The organism is Chryseobacterium sp. PTM-20240506 (genome assembly GCF_048296755.1).
GTDB lineage: Bacteria > Bacteroidota > Bacteroidia > Flavobacteriales > Weeksellaceae > Chryseobacterium > Chryseobacterium proteolyticum.
In genome coordinates, this window is record NZ_CP182581.1 from 3,387,093 (window position 1) to 3,406,782 (window position 19,690).

The following is a 19,690-nucleotide window of genomic DNA, read 5'->3' on the forward strand; positions in this document are numbered from 1 at the left end:
ATAAAAAACAAGAGGTAAAGTATTGATTCTAAATTAAACACTATTTAATCTACCTATGAGAAAAACTGCCGTACCGGTTTTATTAGCTTTTTCTGTGTTTGGATATGCACAAGTAAAAAAGCCTGCCGATTCAACTAAAACAGCCGACATCGAAGAGGTTGTTGTGACGTCTTTGGGGATCAAAAAACAAGCCCGTTCTTTAACTTACTCCAGCCAACAGATTGGAGGAGATGAACTGACGGCGGTAAAGACTCCCAACCTTTTAAACTCAATCAATGGGAAAGTTTCCAATGTGCAGATCAATAGAACCAATGGTGTAGGGAGTTCCGTAAGAGTAGTAATGAGGGGAAACAAATCTGTTTCTAATAGTCAGCCATTGTATGTAATTGATGGAATCCCTATTATCAATGATGCAGGGAAAGCTCCTGAAATCAGCCAGTACTCGAGCATGCCGGATGCAGGAGATGTATTAAGCTCCATCAATCCGGATGATATTGAAAGCATCAACTTCCTTAAAGGAGCTTCAGCTTCAGCTCTTTATGGTTCTGCAGGAGGTAATGGAGCAATACTTATTACGACAAAAAAAGGGAAAGTAGGTAGAAGCTCGATCAGTTATAGCTCTAGTTTCAGTGTAGAAAGAGCGTATAGTCTTCCTAAGTTACAGCACAGTTATTTGTCTTATGATCCGTCTGTATCAGGTGATGCTCCGGGGGCTTCTGTGCAGAGTTGGGGAGCAAAAGGGTCTTCAAAGGATTATTTAAAAGATTTTCTACAAAATGGGACAACATGGGTGAATAGCCTTTCTTTTCAATCTGGAAATGAGAAATCAACCAATTATTTTTCGATAGGAAATACAACTAATAAAGGAGTCGTTCCCCTTTCCTATTTTGATCAATATAATGTTTCTTTCAGAAACTCGAGTAAATTTCTCGATGATAAACTAACATTAGATGCTAACTTTATAGGCTCTTTACAGAATAGTATAAACAGACAATCTCCAGGGGTATCTTTCTCTCCTTTAACGAGTTTGTATTGGCTACCAAGAGGAGTAGATTTTGATCAATATGGCCCAGATAACTATTCTTATATTGATAAAAACAGATTACTGCCGGCACAAAACTGGTGGGAGGTAAAACCTGACGGATCCTTTAAAGGAAATCCGGCTACACAGAATCCATATTGGATATTGAACAGGGATAAGGTTACAGTAAATAACAAAAATACCTACAGTGCCGTTGCTTTATCTTACCAGATCAACCCATGGTTAACAGCAAGAGTTCGAGGGAACTATAGTTGGAGTATTTCAGATAGCCAAAGAGGAATTTCAGCGTATTCAGATCCTGCTTTGTTAGCCAATGGTACTAATGGAAGGCTTCTTAGAAATACATATGAAAATTCTTCTACTTATGGAGATGTTTTGTTGGTGGGTAGTCCTAAGTTGAGTGAGGATTTTTCTTTAGACTTTACAGTAGGAGGAAGTATTAATACCTCGAGAAATAAAGTTACTCAAATCGATAATTCCTATTTGGTAACCCCCAACTTATTTTCATTAAATAACCTTTTGTGGCCAGGAAACAGAGCACCTGGTGATGGATATCATTATATTTATTACAATCTCAAAAAACAAGTGCAATCTGTTTTTGCCAGCGCTTCCGTTGGGTACAAAAATATGTTATATGTTGATATGACATTTAGAAATGACTGGGATTCTACTCTGGCCTTAACGGGCAGAAAAGGATTTGATTACGAGTCCATAGGAGCCAATGCCATATTATCCTCAGTCTTTAAGCTTCCTGAGGTTATTAATTTCTGGAAAATAAGAGCTTCTTATGCGACAGTTGGGCTTGGGTTACCGCCAAATATATCGAATGCAATGTTAGAATATAACAAAGGTTATTCTTTTGGGGTAGATGCGGGAACAATTGTATATCCTAAGAGTTCTTTTGTTACAGATCCACGTTATAAGGATTTGTTTCCAAAACCTGAATTGAATAAAACATTTGAGGCGGGTACTGAATTAAGATTACTAAGAAACAGACTTAATTTTGATTTCACATATTACGACTCTAATGCGACGAATCAATTACTAGAAACACTGATTTCTTCCAATTTAGGGGGTATTCCTACCGGTTCATATTACATTAATGCTGGAAAAATACAAAATACAGGTTTTGAATCTTCATTGTCTTATAAGGTTTTCAATACAGGAAAATTTGACTGGACCACAACATTGAATGGGTCCGTGAACAGAAACAAGATCGTTGAATTGTTTCCTTCAAGCCTGAATATTCCGCAAGATCAACTGTTTTCATTAACAGGTGGTGGAAATTATACAAAAATGAAATTAGGTGGATCGTTTGGTGATATTTATGGAATTAAATACCAAAGAGATGCGCAGGGACGTATTTTGGTGGATAAAGATGGTATTCCATTGGCGACTACAGGGAGCCTTGGATACTTAGGAAATCCGAATCCTAAATTTATTTTAGGTTTCAATAACAGCTTTAATATAGGTAAGTTAGGTATTTCCTTCCTTGTTGATGGAAAATTCGGAGGACAGGTACTATCACTTACTGAAAAAGCAAATGATGTATATGGTGTAAGCAAAGCTTCTGCGGATGCTCGTGATGCTGGTGGGATATCTATCCCAAATTCTGTGTATGCACCGGGAACGCCTAATGCAGGACAGGCTTATAATGGCAAAACTGATGCAAAAGCTTATTATAAAGCTGTTGGAGGAATTGAAAATAATACAGGGATTGACGAAGCCTATATGTATAGTGCTACCACGGTGCGTTTACGTCAGGCATCGATCTCATATACCTTTGACGTGAATTCAAAATATATGAAAAGTGCAACATTAAGTCTGGTAGGGACTAACCTGTTTTTCTTCTATAAAAAAGCGCCGTTTGATCCTGAACAGGTATCAGGAAATACACCGGGTGGAGTAGGAGTAGATTCATTTGGTTTGCCAATCACCAGATCTATAGGATTATCATTAAAAGCTAACTTCTAATTTTACAATACTAAAATGAAAATCATTAATATAAAAACATGGGTACTAGGTGCAATAGTATTAGCTTCTGCTTCCGGATGTACCAGTGAACTTGATCAATATAATCAGGAAAAGTTAGGAGGCCCTGAAAATTTTTATGCCGATTTTAAACTAGTGGTAGACCCGTTGGTATCTATGCAGAGAGGATTGCAGTCAGATTATCAGCTCTATCCCAATCTAAGTGCAGATATGTTTAGCGGTATGTTCAGTACAGCATCACAGTTTAATGGAGGTAAGAATAATATGACCTATTATATGATGGATGGATGGAACAATAGGATTATTGCCAGACAGCAGGACATTTTTAACTATGCTATCAACATGGATAATGCTGCTAAAAATATATATGCAGGAATAGATTTTACGGGAACACTTGCTGTGAAAAAAATACTAAGAGTTGTTACAGCTGTAAGGGTTTCCGATAACCATGGCCCGGTTGTGTATAGTAAATACGACACACCAAATGCTAATGGAACTACAGATTTTGATTCTCAGCAAAGCGCGTATAATCAATTTATTATTGATCTTACTTCTGCAATAAATGACCTTCAAGCCATACAGAATAGCCCGGCAACAAAAAATGTAGAGGATAAATCAGCGTTAAAAAAGGCAGACTTAGTATACCAGGGGAATATGGGTAAATGGGCAAAGCTGGCCAACTCATTGAAGTTGAGGTTAGCAATGCGTATGAGTTATGCAGATCCTGCAAAATCAAAACAATATGCTGAAGAAGCACTTGCGTCACCAGCAGGATTGATCACTGACAATGAAGATAATGCTTTGATCAGTGTGGGTCAATCGGAATTGAGTTTTATCATTTATTCGTGGGGAGACTGTCTTATAGGAGCGCCATTAATGGCTTATATGAACGGATATAACGATCCAAGGCTTCCTGCCTATGCTATTCCGGCAACAGACAGCAATCCACAGATCAATGGTAAATACATAGGAATACGACAAGGTATCGATTTATTGAACGGAAAATCTACGTATGGTGGTTTTTCTCAGCCACAGGCAAAATCAGCAGCCGGAGATTATTTTTCTGCAACAGAAGGTAAAATGAAACTGTTTACCGCAGCTGAAACATGGTTCCTTAAAGCGGAGGCTGCATTGAGAGGGTATGCTGGAGCAGGAGCAATCCAGGCAGATTACGAGACAGGTGTTCAACAATCATTTGGAGAGTGGGGAAAAAGTGCAAGTGTTGCTACCTATCTCGCCAATACAACAGCTACAGAAGCTCCCTATGTTGATCCGAAAAATGCGGCGAATAATATTGGGGTAGGACATCCTGAGCTGAGTACCATTACCATTGCATGGAACAATGCAGATTCTAATGAAAGGAAATTGGAAAGAATCATTACTCAAAAATGGCTTGCCCTTTATCCGAACGGACCTGAGGCCTGGGCAGAACAAAGAAGAACCGGTTATCCGATCCTTTTCAAAGTAAGACAAAATGATAGTGGAGGGTTAATCAGTACAGATGCGATGATTCGCCGAATTCCTTTCACGGTAGATACCAAGAATTCTTTATTCAACTATCCTCAGGCATTACAATATTTAGGAGGAGCAGACACTGGAGGAACAAAACTTTGGTGGGATAAGAAGCCATAATTGTAACTCAATAATTAAAATAGCACAGAGGCCGTCTCAAATGAAAAGCATGGATTCATGCTTTTCATTCCGGTGTAAAAATGTACAGTATTTTTTATTTCTCACAATGTTTCGTTTATGCCGGCGTGAAACTTTTGAGATGTCCTCTTTTTACATCTATAATTTAATATGGTAAAAAACACTTCCGGAACCCGTTCTATACAGCCGATATTCTGGATCTCGTCATTATATTTTGCAATGGGAGTACCTTTTGTAACCATTAATGCTGTTTCCGGAATTATGTATAAGGATATGGGTGTTTCGGACTCAAAGATTGCTTTCTGGACAGCTCTCATTTTATTTTCATGGACATTAAAACCATTGTGGAGTCCTTTCCTTGAAATTTATAAGACAAAAAAGTTCTTTGTAGTTTTTACCCAGTTTGCCATAGGAATTCTTTTTGCGCTAATTGCGCTAAGTCTGCCTATGCCAGATTTTTTTAAGTACAGTATTGCCCTCTTTGCTGTAGTCGCCTTTTGCGGAGCAACACATGATATCGCAGCGGACGGAACTTATATTAATTTTCTTACCAATAAAGAACAGGCAAAATATATAGGATGGCAAGGTGCATTTTATAATCTGGCCAAAATTATCAGCAGTGGAGTCCTCGTTTATTTTGCAGGCGTTTTAGAAAAAACCAAAGGCGTTACGCATGCCTGGATGATCATTATGGGAGTATACGCCCTGCTATTTTTTATTCTTGCCGTCTATCATTATTCTGTTTTACCCAACGAAAACAAGCTTGAAAAGCAAAAGAACGGAAAAACAGCCGGCAATGTCCGACAGGAACTTCTGGAAGTCATCACTTCTTTTTTCAAAAAACGAAATATACTCTGGTCGGTATTATTTATTATTTTATATCGTTTTGCAGAGGGATTTGCTATCAAAATTGCGCCCTTATTTTTCAAAGCACCAAGAACCTCCGGAGGCTTGGGGTTATCTACTTCTGATATAGGGCTTATTTACGGAACCTATGGTTCTGCAGCATTTATTTTAGGGTCGGTGCTGGCTGGATACTTTATTTCAGCCCGGGGCCTTAAAAGATCATTGATCTGGTTATGCTGCGCATTTAATATTCCATTTGTTGTGTATGCTTTATTGGCTCACTATCAGCCGGATACATTGCTTCCTGTAAGTGTTGCTGTGGTTGTGGAATACTTTGGTTACGGGTTCGGTTTCGTTGGACTTATGTTGTATATGATGCAGCAGATTGCACCTGGTAAACATAAAACGGCCCATTATGCATTTGCAACAGGGATCATGAATCTTGGAGTTATGATTCCCGGCATGTTCAGTGGAATGATCAGTGACTGGATAGGATACAAAATGTTTTTCGTATGGGTTTTGATCGCTACGATTCCGGCATTTTTGGTCACTTTAGTTGCACCGTTTCCTTATCCGGAAAAACAAAAAGAACAATAATTCTATTATTAAATAATTTTAAATAAAAGTAAAAAATACTTTATGACATCTCAATCAGCAATGATCCCTTGGCAGGATCGTCCGGCAGATCGTCACGATATAATGTGGCGTTTCTCTGAAAATCCAATTATCAACAGATATGCAATACCAACATCGAACAGTATATTCAATAGCGCGGTAGTCCCTTTTGAAGATGGATTTGCCGGTGTTTTCAGATGTGATAACAAATCTGTACAAATGAATATTTTTGCTGGTTTCAGTAAGGATGGCATCAATTGGGATATCAACCACGATCCAATTGAAATGAAAGCAGGAAATACAGAAATGATCGAATCTGATTATAAATATGATCCGCGTGTCACTTTTATAGAAGATCGTTACTGGATCACATGGTGTAACGGATATAACGGACCTACGATCGGAATTGGGTATACCTTTGATTTTAAAGAATTTTTCCAGTGTGAAAATGCCTTTTTGCCTTTTAACAGAAATGGAGTTCTTTTCCCTGAAAAGATTGATGGAAAATATGCGATGTTGAGCCGTCCCAGTGATAACGGACATACGCCTTTCGGGGATATCTATATCAGCTATAGTCCTGATATGAAATATTGGGGAGAGCATCGTTGCGTAATGAAAGTAGCTCCATTTGAAGAGAGTGCTTGGCAATGTACCAAGATCGGAGGCGGCCCGGTTCCGATAAGAACAGAAGAAGGATGGTTGCTATTTTATCACGGGGTGATCAATACATGTAATGGTTTTCGCTATTCCATGGGATCAGCATTGCTTGACCTTGAAAATCCTTCAAAAGTATTGTACAGAACAAAACCTTATCTATTGGCTCCCGCAGAGCTATATGAGCTTACGGGAGATGTTCCGAATGTGATTTTTCCTTGTGCGGCATTATCAGAAGGAGACAAAGTTACGGTATATTATGGAGCTGCTGATACGGTGGTTTCCATTGCATTCGGATATATTTCAGAAATCATTGATTTCATGAAAAAAAATTCTCTTTAAATTAGATAAGATTAAAACCATAAGGAAAAGCGTCATTTTCTCGCTTTTAAAATAAAATTTTCATTTTTTTGTGTAGTCTTAAAAATGTTCAAGATCTCTCCGTTATGAAAAAGGAACTGTTTATTTATTTTTTTGTTGTCCTGTTTGTTCAATCTGTTAACGCCCAACGTAGAGACGATGCGCTTTCATGGGTAGATCCGTTTATCGGAACCGGAGGGCACGGGCATACGTTTCCGGGAGCTACAACACCTTTCGGGATGATACAGCTGAGTCCGGATCAGAATACCAAAAGTGGTGACTGGGACTGGTGTTCAGGGTATCATTACAGCAGTAAAACGATTATGGGGTTCAGTCATAATCACCTTAGTGGAACAGGCTGGGCCGATCTCGGAGATATCTTAGTGATGCCAACTACCGGAAAAGTAAAAATGGTTCCGGGATCAGAAGAAAATCCTGATAGCGGATACCGTTCCAAATTCAGTCATGAAAGAGAAACTGCTGCTCCAGGGTATTATTCTGTAATGCTTGACAGCTATGGAATAAAAGCTGAACTGACGGCTTCTCCACGGGTAGGGTTTCATAAATATACATTTCCAAAAAGCGAAGAGGCTAATGTAATCATAGATCCTACCAACAAAATCTTCGGAAATATTTATCATACACTGGTAAGAATCCAGGGAAACAATAAGATTTCCGGTTATTGCTATAGTAATGGCTGGGGGGGTAAAAGATTTGCTTATTTTGTAATGGAGTTTTCAAAACCATTTAAATCATACGGAACCTATTCTGAAGGTAAAATAACAGAAAATGAAAGGTTTGCGCTGGCTAAAGATGCAAAGGCTTTTGTAAGATTTTCTACACAGGAAAATGAAAGCATTGAAGTAAAAGTCTCTTTATCCCCGGTAAGTACGGAAGGAGCACAGGAAAATTTTGATGCAGAAGCAAAGAATGTTGATTTTGCTCAAGCTAAAGAAACTGCCCAAAAAACATGGAGAGACCTGATCAACAGATTCCAGATCACAGGCGGAACCGATGACCAGAGAAAAATATTTTATACTGGTGTTTACCATACTTTCATTGCTCCGAATCTTTATATGGATACCAATGGAGATTATGTGGCTGCCCAGGAAAATATGAATACCAAATGGTTCACCAATTATAGCACATATTCTTATTGGGATGGCTTCAGAGCAACACATCCGTTGCTTACCATTATGGATCAGAAACACACCAAAGAATTTGCAAACTCATTGATCAGCAGGTATACAGATCGCAAGGATCACATGCCAATCTGGGAACTTTGTGGATATGACAATTTCTGTATGTTGGGCTACCATAGTGTTTCGGTTATTTGGGATGCTATTTCTAAAGGTGTACCGGGAATTGATCATGAGAAGGCGTTCGCTGCGATGAAAGATGCTTCCTTAACGGATAAAATGAGCAGCAGCGATGGCGGTGGAGGTCTTAACGATTACATTAAATTAGGGTATACTCCTTCAGAAAACGGAGCTTCTGTATCCGCCACCCTGGAATATGCCTATGATGATTGGTGCATCCAGCAATTGGCTGAAAAATTAGGAAAAAAAGAAGATGCAGAAGTATATAAAAAACGCTCAATGAATTTTCTTAATACTTTCAATAAAGAAAATAATCACTTCTGGCCTAAGCAAAAAAACGGACAATTTCTGGCTGATTTCCTTTTAAACGACTGGAAAAAGCTTCAGCCGCACTGGGTATCAGGAAACATCTGGGCATATGATTTCTTTGTTCCTCACCAGATCGATGAAATGATGAATCTTTATGGTGGAAAAAAGGGATTTGAAGAAAAATTAGATAGAACATTTACAGAAACCCTTAAAATGGAAGGGGAACAACATGTTGATATTTCAGGATTTATCGGATCTCTTGGATTTGGAGATGAACCGGGACACCATGTTCCTTATCTTTACAATTATGCAGGAGCTCCCTACAAAACCCAGAAAATGATCAAATTTATCCGTGACAATATGTACGCAGCAAAGCCGGACGGGATTGTAAATAATGAAGATTGCGGACAGATGTCTGCATGGTATATTTTCTCTTCTTTAGGTTTTTATCCCGTTACTCCGGGAAAACCTGTGTATGCGATCGGAGCACCACAATTCCCAAAAGCTTCCTTAAAGCTGGAGAACGGAAAAACATTTACTGTGATTGCAGAGAAAATATCGGATAAAAATATTTACGTTCAGAAAATGTTTTTGAATGGTAAAGAATTTAAAAGCTGGGAATTGAATCACAGTGATATTATGAATGGGGGTGAACTGAAATTTGTGATGGGAAGTAAGCCCGTAAAATAGAATTAATAAACAATAACGAAATATAAGTATCAATGGAAAGGAGAAAATTTATTAAAACAAGTGCACTGGCAGGAGCCGGATTATTATTTGCGCAGAATGCTTTTGCAAAAGGGCTAGGCGTAGAAGAATTCCCTGTTGTCCGTGTTCCTAAAGATAAAAGGCATTTTACCAGTGAAGCGGTAGAAAATGCTATCTCAGCCTTTAAAAAGAAAGTGAAAAATAAAGAATTGACCTGGCTTTTTGAAAACTGCTTTCCCAATACATTAGATACAACGGTTTTCTATACAGAAAACAAGGGAACACCGGATACTTATGTTATCACTGGAGATATAGATGCCATGTGGCTTCGTGACAGTTCTGCACAGGTTTTTCCTTACTTGCAGTTTTCAAAAAAAGATGATAAGCTGCACAAATTGATATCAGGAGTAATCCATAAACAGACCCAGTTTATTCTGAAGGATCCTTATGCGAATGCATTTTATAATGATGATCAAAAGATAAGTAAGTGGAAGGAGTACGATCATACGGATATGAAACCCGGTATACACGAAAGAAAATGGGAAATAGATTCACTCTGCTATCCAATCCGCCTTGCGTATCATTTCTGGAAAACGACCGGAGATACAAAACCTTTTGATAATAACTGGCTGCAAGGAATTAAGCTGACTCTGAAAACTTTTATTGAACAGCAGAGAAAAACAGGTTTAGGACCTTATCAGTTTGAAAGGACAACAGCCTGGGCTACCGATGGAATCCCAATGGGAGGATATGGATATCCTACAAAACCTGTTGGTCTTATCAGCTCCATGTTCCGACCAAGTGATGATGCTACCATTTATGCATTCCTTATACCTTCCAATTTATTTGCTGTGGTAAGTTTACGCCAGGCAGCAGAAATGGTTTCCCAGATCAAAAATGAAAAGGAACTGGCAAAACAATTAACGAGTCTTGCTGATGAGGTAGATGCTGCCATAAAGAAATATGGAATCTATGATCACCCGCAGTATGGAAAAATATATGCTTTTGAAACGAATGGTTTTGGTAGCTATAACCTAATGGATGATGCCAATTGTCCAAGCTTGTTGGGATTGCCTTATCTGGATGCTGTAAAAGCTGATGATCCTGTTTATCTTAATACCCGGAAATATGTATGGTCACAAGATAATCCTTTCTTTTTCAAGGGTAAGCTGGCAGAAGGAATCGGGGGTCCTCATATTGGTTTGGATATGATCTGGCCGATGAGTATCATTATGAAAGCACTAACAACCCAAGATAAAAGCGAGATCCGCTGGTGCATAGACACTTTACAAAAAACGCATGGAGGAACAGGTTTTATGCATGAGTCCTTCCATAAAGATAATGATAAGAAATTTACCAGAGAATGGTTTGCCTGGTCCAATACATTATTCGGAGAATTGTTATGGAAAACCTATAATGAAAATCCGGAACTGCTTGGATAAATTCAAAATTTAATAATCAAATTCAACACAAATAAAAAAAAATTAAAAGATGGAAAATACTAAAATTTTTACCCCCGTAGAGCTTACCTTTTTGAATGATGTTCCAAGAAGCAATAAGGTAAACGTTCCCTACATCGTCGTAGATAACTTTCCGAAGCTTGGGATGCTTTCGGCATTCCGGTTTCTGGAGTGGGTTCACAAGAATCCAAAAGGAGTTATCAGTCTGCCAACAGGAAAGACTCCGGAATATTTTATTTACTGGACAAAGTATATTCTCGATCATTGGGAGGAAGAAAATGTAGTAAGGCTAAGGGAAAAGCATCAGTTGTTATTCGCTGATAAACCATCGCTGGCTGATCTTCATTTTGTCCAAATTGATGAGTTTTATCCCATAAAATCTTCACAAGCTAATAGTTTTTATCATTATGTAAACAAATATTACATTGAAGGGTTTGGGCTTAAAAAAGAAAATGCTTTACTTATTAATTGTGATGAAATCCCTTTGGCGGAAGGTAAAAGTTTTGAAGAAGTTTTCCCGGACAGCAAAGTAAATCTTGAACTAAGATATCGTGAAGCCCTGAACCCTCTTGAAAAATTACAAAAAGAATCTATTTTCCTCATTGATAACTGGTGTTCAGGATATGAACAAAAAATCCGCCAATTGGGAGGGATTGGTTTTTTCCTAGGGGGTATTGGTCCAGACGGACACATTGCTTTTAATATCAAAGGTTCGGATCCTTATTCTACGACAAGGCTGACTTCGACTAATTTTGAGACGCAGGCAGTTGCTGCGGGAGATCTGGGAGGAATTGAAATTTCAAAAGAGCGTCTTGTGATCACCATAGGTCTTGAAACCATTATTTATAACAAAGATGCTGTTGCTATTATTTTTGCAGCAGGTGAAGCGAAGGCTCCTATGATCAAAGATGCAATGGAACTTCCTCCTTCCAATTTATATCCGGCTTCTGTCCTTTCCCAACTTTCTAACGGACGGTTTTATCTTACACAAGGTGCGGCAAGTATGCTGAAAGACTATATTGATAACTATTATCATTCTGGAAGCTGGTCCCAGGAAAAGACCGATAGAGCTGTAATGTCTCTGACCCAAAAGCTGAACAAATATGCAGAACATCTTTCGTTGGATGATCTGAAAGGGGATGATTATACAAAACTAATTCCGGATGTAAGCAATACTACGGTACAGCAAGTTATTGCGTCCATTGAAAATAAAATAAAAACAGGAACAAAACCGCTCAGCAATGAAGTCTTTTATCATACCGGACCCCATCATGATGATATTTCTTTAGGATTATTACCATATATTCATTATCAGTCCCGTAATGAGACCAATTCTTCTCACTATTCAGTTCTTACCTCCGGATTTACTGCTGTTACCAATAAATTTTTAATAAAAATCCTTCGCGATACGCTTTCTTTTATCGGAAGAGAAGAAGTTGAAATGCTCAATTATCCCGATTTTTTTGAAAACGGATATAAAAATAAAAAAGACAAAGATGTATATCATTATCTGATCAATATTGCCTCAGGAAATGAAGAAGAGCGGGCGAGAGCTGTTTCCCATAGAATGGTGAGGAATATTGTTGAACTCTGGAATCTGAAAAGCAAGTCTGGATTACGCGAAAAGATCAGGGAGATCATAGACACGGTTAACTCCAGCTATGACGGACAAAACCCTGAACCGAAAATTCAGATTTTAAAAGGGATGATCCGTGAATATGAGGAAGAGCTTGTATGGGCACATTTTGGGGTGAGAACAAAAAACGTAAGCCATCTGAGGCTCGGCTTTTATACGGGAGCCATTTTTACGGAAAAACCAAAAAGAGAACGGGATGTTCTTCCTATTTTACAACAGTTAAAGGAAATTAACCCTACAGTTATAAGTTTAGCTTTTGACCCTGAAGGAAGCGGCCCTGATACTCATTACAAAGTTTTGCAGGCTATCGCTGAAGCGGTAAGAGAATGGGGCAAAGAAAAAGATCTTTCCGGTCTTAAAATCTGGGGTTACAGAAATGTATGGTATCAGTTTAATGCTGCAGACGTCAGCCATATATTCCCCGTATCACTTAATGCCATGAGCACAATGGATGAGAGCTTTACCAACAGCTATCTGAGCCAGGTAGATGCATCCTTTCCAAGTTACCGTTACAATGGGAAGTTCAGCCATCTGTCAATACAAACCTGGGTAGAACAGCTCAAAGCGGTTCAGCTGGTATTAGGGAAACCATATTTTTATGATAACGAGAGTCCGAGGCTGAGGGCAACCCACGGATTATTATTCTTTAAAGAAATGAATGTAGAAGAATTCCTTCAATCTGCGAGGGAGCTGGAGAAGTCAACGGAAGGAGCCTTCTGACCCATTGTTATACCTCCGGATTTATAAACCAGGTCAAAAACGAAATAATTATACTATGAAAGGAAAATCTATTCTTATTGCATTGGTCTTATTAATAGGGCAGGCAACATCTTTATTACGGGCACAGCTTAATCCTTTGGGGATATGCTATGTGGAGGTTAATAACAGCAATATTCTGAACGCAGGGTCATATACTTTGCAAAACAGTAACAAACAACTTTTTGACGTTGCTATTATCTTCGCGGCCAACATCAATTATGATGTTTCCAAAAGCCGGGCTTATATTTCCAACAATAATAATGTGACAAAAGTATTAAACGATGTCGACACTTATGTAAGGCCTCTACAGCAAAAAGGAATCAAAGTATTATTAGATATCCTGGGGAATCATCAGGGGGCGGGTATCTGTAACTTTCCGACCCGGGAAGCGGCACGTGATTTTGCTTTGCAGATAGCCCACACCGTATATACCTATGGCCTGGATGGAGTTGATCTTGACGACGAATATGCAGATTATGGAAATAACGCTACCGGACAGCCGAATAACAGTTCTTTTGTTATGTTATTACAGGAGTTGAAAGCTGCCATGCCGGATAAATTAATTACATGGTATTACATTGGCCCGGCAACAACAAGGCAAGCTTATAATGGAGATAATGCCGGAAACTATATCAATTACGGATGGAACGCTTATTATGGCACTTATAATGCTCCTTCAATACCTCCTCTTGCCAATTCTAAAATTTCTGCGGCAGCAACCTGGATCCAGAATACTTCTGCTTCTACACTTTCTACTTTAGCAACGAGCACAAAGAATGACGGCTATGGCGTTTTTATGTGGTATGATCTTAAAGGAACCAATGCTGCCAGCTATCTGAGTACGGGATCTAACATTCTCTATAACGAGAACACACAACTTAGTGGCCAGCTGTATACCTGGACACAGGGAGCATCATGTGATCCACCATTAGGACTTGAGGTGACCAATGTTGCAGGAACTTCAGCTAAATTAAACTGGACTTCAAACGGTTCTCAAACCTACAATATAGATTATAAGGCAGCCAATTCAACAACGTGGATTAATTTGGCAACCAATTACTCCGGAAATAATATCAATGTAAACAACCTGGCTTTAAGTACAGATTATGATTGGAGAATTCAGTCCAATTGTTCTTCTACGCTGAAGAGTACATATCTTTTTGCTCCGAGATTTAATTCCGGAAGCGGATGTGAAATTCCGGCAGGCCTTAAGTCGGAAAACTTCCTGGGAACGACAACAAAGCTGTCATGGAATGCCGGAAGTGCAACTTCTTATACCTTACAGTATAAAACAGCTGCCGCTACAACATGGACAACGATTCAGAATATTACAACCAATACATATAATCTGCAAAATTTAACTGAAAATACAAATTACGTTTGGAAAGTACAGGGAGTATGCAGTGCATCTACTGTAAGTGCATATTCTGCAGAGGCTTCATTTAACAGTGGTTTTGCGCCGGTTCAAAGTCCTGGACCAAGATCTCTTTCTTTTAACGGCAGTAGTCATTATCTCAATGCCGGCCAGTTTAATCTAAGTGGGAATGCACTCACTTTTGAAGGATGGGTGAAAGTAAATGCGTTTAAAACTGCTTTCCCTAATATTTCTTCAGTAATTGGGATTGAAGTAGGAGATAATAATTCTGCCATTCTGAGATTTGGGGATGCCGGTCTTACAAACAATAAATTACAATTTATATTAAGTTTCGGCTCATCTCAGATTAAGCTGAACAGCAATACTGGATTGAATACCAACACGTGGTATCATATCGCTGCCACTTATGACGGAACGGCGATGAAAATTTATATTAACGGAACTCTTGATGCAAGTGCTGCAGCCACCGGAAACTTTACAGCCAATGGAATTCTTTATCTGGCAAGAAATTATGATAATTCAAGAACATTGAACGGTTTCCTTGATGAATTCCGGGTGTGGAAAAAAGCATTGACGGCTCAGGAAATTATGAATGACAAATGTAATATAGCTTCTAATAGTGCAGGGCTTGAGGCTAATTGGAAAATGGATGAGGGAAGTGGTAACGGAGCTTTAGACGCGACTTCGAATACACATTTTGCGACTATTATTAATATGTCAAATGCCAACTGGACAACAGATGTACCTTGCAATATTTCATTATCAACAAAAGACAATGTTCTTGAAAAAGGAAATAATGTCTATCCAAACCCTGTTAAAAAGGGAAATGATATTCATTTTGTAATTAATGATCGTTCTGCTAGTGAAGTATCCCTATATGATCTTTCAGGGAAGTTGATCAAAAAACAGAGTGTAGATAAAGATAAAATAACGATCAATACTCAAGCTTTATCGTCCGGAACATATATTTATAAAGTGGAATCAAAAAATGACCGCATTATATTTTCAGGAAAAATAATAGTGGATTAAGTCTTTAAAAAATTAATAAAATTATACAGTTAGAATTTAAATTTGGAATCTAAGATAGGCAGACAAGTGGCAGGAACATTTAAAAAATGAATTTAGGAATTATTGAATAATAATGATTTTGCTTTCTTGTTTGTCTGTTTTTAGATGATCAGATATATCTACTGGAATTAAAAAATAAGAGAATTATGCAAAATGCATTAGGTATAGACATTGGCGGATCGCATATTACAATGGCTCAGGTAGATCCTGAAAAGCATGAAATTATAGGTTCCACTTATATCAGGGAGCATGTTGACTCATTTGGCGGACGGGAAGATATTTTTTCCGCCTGGGTTTCTGCAATCGGAAAAGCTGTAGTAAATCTGAACAGGGAAGAACTCCTTATAGGCATTGCAATGCCGGGACCTTTTGATTATAAAAACGGAATTTCTCTCATGCAGCAGGGAAAATTTATCGATATCTACCAAATAAATATCAAAGAAGAACTGGCCAGCAGGCTTTCTATATTAAATGAACAGATCCACTTTGTAAATGACGCTGCCGCATTTCTGGAAGGCGAAGTTTTCGGAGGTTGCGTCACTGAATATAACCGTGTATTTGGGATAACGCTGGGAACAGGATTAGGAACAACATTCTACAATGGTGAGACTTCAACAGATGAGGATTTGTGGAATTCTCCTTTTAAAGATTCCTTAGCTGAAGATTATCTTGCCACTCGATGGTTTGTTAAACGATATGCGGAATTAACAGGAAGCGAAATCTCAGGAACCAAAGAATTACTTGATAAGCCTAAAGACATCCAATCCAGGATATTTCAGGAGTATGCAGATTCTTTCTCGGAATTTATTGTCAAATATGTATGGGATTACAGGCCGGAGGTCCTTGTAATAGGAGGAAACATTGCGAAAGCATATCCTTATTTTGAAGAAAGATTTAGTGAGAATTTAGTAAAAAATAATATTAACTTGCCTGTTAAAATTTCGGTTATTTTTGAAGACGCTGCCATCTTAGGTGCTGCAAGCTATGCTTTGAAGAAGACCTTAATCAACTAATAAAATGATATAATGAAGTTTTTATTTTCAACTCTTTTTCTCCTGCTTAATGCGCTGGTTTTTGGTCAGAATCCGTCTCCTGCAGATTATGTAAATCCATTAATGGGAACCCAATCTAAGCCATCATTGTCTAACGGTAATACTTATCCTGCGATAGGGCTTCCATGGGGAATGAATATCTGGACTCCCCAAACAGGTAAAATGGGTGATGGATGGGCTTACACATATGATGCGGATAAGATCAGAGGATTTAAACAAACACATCAGCCCTCTCCATGGATGAATGATTATGGAGCATTTGCAATTATGCCAGGTGTCGGAAAACTCAGGTTTAAAGAAGAAGATCGTGCCAGCTGGTTCAGCCATAAAGCAGAAATTGCAAAACCATATTTTTATAGTGTTTATCTCGCTGATATTAATGTTACTACGGAGTTTACACCCACAGAAAGAGCCGCATTTTTCAAATTTGATTTCCCTAAAACGGATAGTGCTTATGTTGTAATTGACGCGCTGAATAAAGGTTCTTATATCAAAATTCTTCCGAAACAAAGGAAAATCATAGGATACACGACTAAGTATGCCAGAGGAAAATATGAGAGTTTTAAAAACTATTTTATTGTTCAGTTTGATAAAGACTTTGATGTAACGACAACATGGAAAGATGATCGGTTGGTAAATGATCAATTGGAAATTACCAGCGATCACACAGGAGCCATAGTTGGATTTAAGTTAAAAAATAAAGAATCGGTTTATGCAAAGGTAGCTTCATCATTTATCAGTTTCGAACAGGCAGAAATTAACCTTAAAAGGGAAATTGCCGGCCGCAGTTTTGAGCAGGTAAAAGATAATGCGAAAGAGATATGGAACAAGACACTTGGAAAGATTGAAGTAAAGGGAGGAACAGATCAGCAAATGAAAACCTTTTATTCCTCTTTATACAGAACCTTATTTTTCCCACAAAAATTATATGAGATCGATGCTCAGAATAAAGTGAAGCACTGGAGTCCGTACAACAGTAAAATATTGGATGGGAAAATGTTTGCAGGAACCGGTTTTTGGGATACATTTCGTGCATTATACCCATTTCTGAATCTCGTATATCCAAGCATCAACGTAGAGATGCAGGAAGGCCTTGCCAATGCTTACAAAGAAGGAGGTTTTCTGCCAGAGTGGAGCAGTCCCGGCTATTCTGATATTATGATCGGGAACAATTCTGCTTCCGTTGTTGCTGATGCTTACATTAAAGGATTGCGTGGATATGATATTGAAACCTTATGGCAGGCCGTAAAACACGGGGCGAATAATGAAGGTCCTATTGAGGCTGTCGGCCGTAAAGGGGTGGAATATTATAATACCCTGGGATATGTTCCATATGATGTGAAAATTAATGAGAATGCAGCCCGTACTTTAGAATATGCTTACGATGACTTTTCGATTTATCAGTTAGGAAAAGCTTTAGGGAAACCAGCGTCAGAAATTGACATCTACAAAAAAAGAGCCTACAACTATAAGAATATGTTCGATCCTGAAACAGGTCTTATGCGAGGTAAAAATAAAGACGGAAAATTTCAGTCACCTTTTAATCCTTTTAAATGGGGAGATGCCTTTACCGAAGGAAACAGCTGGCATTACACATGGTCGGTTTTCCAGGATATAGATGGTCTTGCAAAGCTGATGGGTGGTAAAAAGAAATTCGAAGCCAAACTGGATGAGGTATTTTCTCTTCCTCCTGTTTTTGATGATAGCTACTATGGAAGTGTGATCCATGAAATAAGGGAAATGCAGATCATGAATATGGGGCAGTATGCCCACGGTAACCAGCCTATACAGCATATGATCTACCTGTATAATTATGCCGGAGCGCCATATAAAACCCAATATTGGGCAAGGCAGGTAATGGATAAACTTTATCAGGCCACACCGGACGGATATTGTGGGGATGAGGATAACGGGCAAACTTCTGCATGGTATGTTTTTTCTGCATTAGGATTTTATCCGGTAACACCCGCTACGGATCAATATGTTTTAGGGGCGCCGTTGTTTAAAGAAGTTACCGTACATCTGGAGAACGGTAAAAATATCGAAATAAAGGCTCCGGAGAATAGCAGTGAGAATCTTTACGTAAAATCTCTGAATGTAAACAATCAGCCTTACTCCAGAAACTGGTTGAGTCACAAAGACCTTCTGCATGGTGCAGTTCTGGATTTCAAGATGAGCAATCAGCCGAATAAAGAAAGAGGATCACAGGAAAAGTACTTTCCTTATTCGATGTCAAAAGAATAAATCATTTTAACAATAAACTTTAATAGCGATAATTATGAGTGCGGAAAAGAAAGAAATATTTGATAAAGTAGAAAAGATGCTAGGAGCTCAGGGCTTTAATCTTGTTGCAAAAGATGATACAAGACCGTGGGGTGGATTTTTTGTGATTGATGAAGCGCAGGCACAGGATTTTGCGAATCAATATTTTGACGGAATAGATGTGGAAAGCCTGAAGATCGGAGGAAAATTAAGCCCGAAAATTCTTCTGGTGGCGCCACAGGCAAGATTGAGCTGGCAGTATCACCACAGGAGAGCAGAAATCTGGCAGGTTGTTGAAGGAACAGTAGGTATAAAAAGAAGTAATACCGATGAAGAAGGTGAACTGCAGGAATACAAGCCAAAGGATCAGGTAAAACTTCAACAGGGAGAAAGACACCGATTGATCGGACTGGATGGCTGGGGTGTTGTAGCCGAGATCTGGCAGCATACGGATGCATCAAATCCATCGGATGAAGATGATATTGTAAGAGTACAGGATGATTTCGGAAGATAATTCCGGTAAGTATAATTGATCTCTGTCCGCCATTTTCCCAGAGAATGGCGGACAGTGTTTTTTAAGATT

11 protein-coding genes are annotated in these 19,690 nt (G+C 38.6%); all 11 read left to right on the forward strand.

Features of this window, described 5'->3' with window-relative positions; translation table 11 throughout:
• Positions 1-55: 55 nt before the first annotated feature.
• Positions 56-3,016 carry a SusC/RagA family TonB-linked outer membrane protein gene (locus ACNFU2_RS15140; protein ID WP_273650409.1) on the forward strand — a complete coding sequence of 987 codons (2,961 nt, stop codon included), beginning with the start codon at positions 56-58 and terminating at the stop codon, positions 3,014-3,016.
• Positions 3,017-3,031: 15 nt separating this feature from the next.
• Positions 3,032-4,666, forward strand: coding sequence for a SusD/RagB family nutrient-binding outer membrane lipoprotein (locus ACNFU2_RS15145; RefSeq protein ID WP_273650410.1), 1,635 nt, complete (start codon positions 3,032-3,034; stop codon positions 4,664-4,666).
• 168 nt (positions 4,667-4,834) lie between these two features.
• The gene (locus ACNFU2_RS15150) at positions 4,835-6,127 is read left to right on the forward strand and encodes an MFS transporter (protein WP_273650411.1); all 1,293 of its coding nucleotides are present in this window, start codon (positions 4,835-4,837) and stop codon (positions 6,125-6,127) included.
• A gap of 42 nt (positions 6,128-6,169) precedes the next feature.
• Positions 6,170-7,141, forward strand: a complete 972-nt coding sequence (locus ACNFU2_RS15155; protein WP_273650412.1) for a glycoside hydrolase family 130 protein — start codon at positions 6,170-6,172, stop codon at positions 7,139-7,141.
• 104 nt (positions 7,142-7,245) lie between these two features.
• Positions 7,246-9,477: a GH92 family glycosyl hydrolase gene (locus tag ACNFU2_RS15160; RefSeq protein ID WP_273650413.1), complete on the forward strand. Its 2,232-nt coding sequence runs from the start codon at positions 7,246-7,248 to the stop codon at positions 9,475-9,477.
• A 32-nt stretch (positions 9,478-9,509) separates the two neighbouring features.
• Complete coding sequence (locus ACNFU2_RS15165) at positions 9,510-10,937, forward strand: glycoside hydrolase family 125 protein (RefSeq protein WP_306613389.1); 1,428 nt, start codon at positions 9,510-9,512, stop codon at positions 10,935-10,937.
• A 49-nt stretch (positions 10,938-10,986) separates the two neighbouring features.
• Complete coding sequence (locus ACNFU2_RS15170; protein ID WP_172282147.1) at positions 10,987-13,311, forward strand: glucosamine-6-phosphate isomerase; 2,325 nt, start codon at positions 10,987-10,989, stop codon at positions 13,309-13,311.
• Positions 13,312-13,366: 55 nt separating this feature from the next.
• The gene (locus ACNFU2_RS15175) at positions 13,367-15,754 is read left to right on the forward strand and encodes an endo-beta-N-acetylglucosaminidase H (RefSeq protein WP_418122198.1); all 2,388 of its coding nucleotides are present in this window, start codon (positions 13,367-13,369) and stop codon (positions 15,752-15,754) included.
• A gap of 185 nt (positions 15,755-15,939) precedes the next feature.
• Positions 15,940-16,806: an ROK family protein gene (locus ACNFU2_RS15180; RefSeq protein ID WP_306613393.1), complete on the forward strand. Its 867-nt coding sequence runs from the start codon at positions 15,940-15,942 to the stop codon at positions 16,804-16,806.
• 12 nt (positions 16,807-16,818) lie between these two features.
• The gene (locus ACNFU2_RS15185; protein ID WP_418122200.1) at positions 16,819-19,089 is read left to right on the forward strand and encodes a GH92 family glycosyl hydrolase; all 2,271 of its coding nucleotides are present in this window, start codon (positions 16,819-16,821) and stop codon (positions 19,087-19,089) included.
• A gap of 34 nt (positions 19,090-19,123) precedes the next feature.
• Positions 19,124-19,621: a phosphoheptose isomerase gene (locus ACNFU2_RS15190; RefSeq protein WP_273650420.1), complete on the forward strand. Its 498-nt coding sequence runs from the start codon at positions 19,124-19,126 to the stop codon at positions 19,619-19,621.
• Positions 19,622-19,690: the final 69 nt, after the last annotated feature.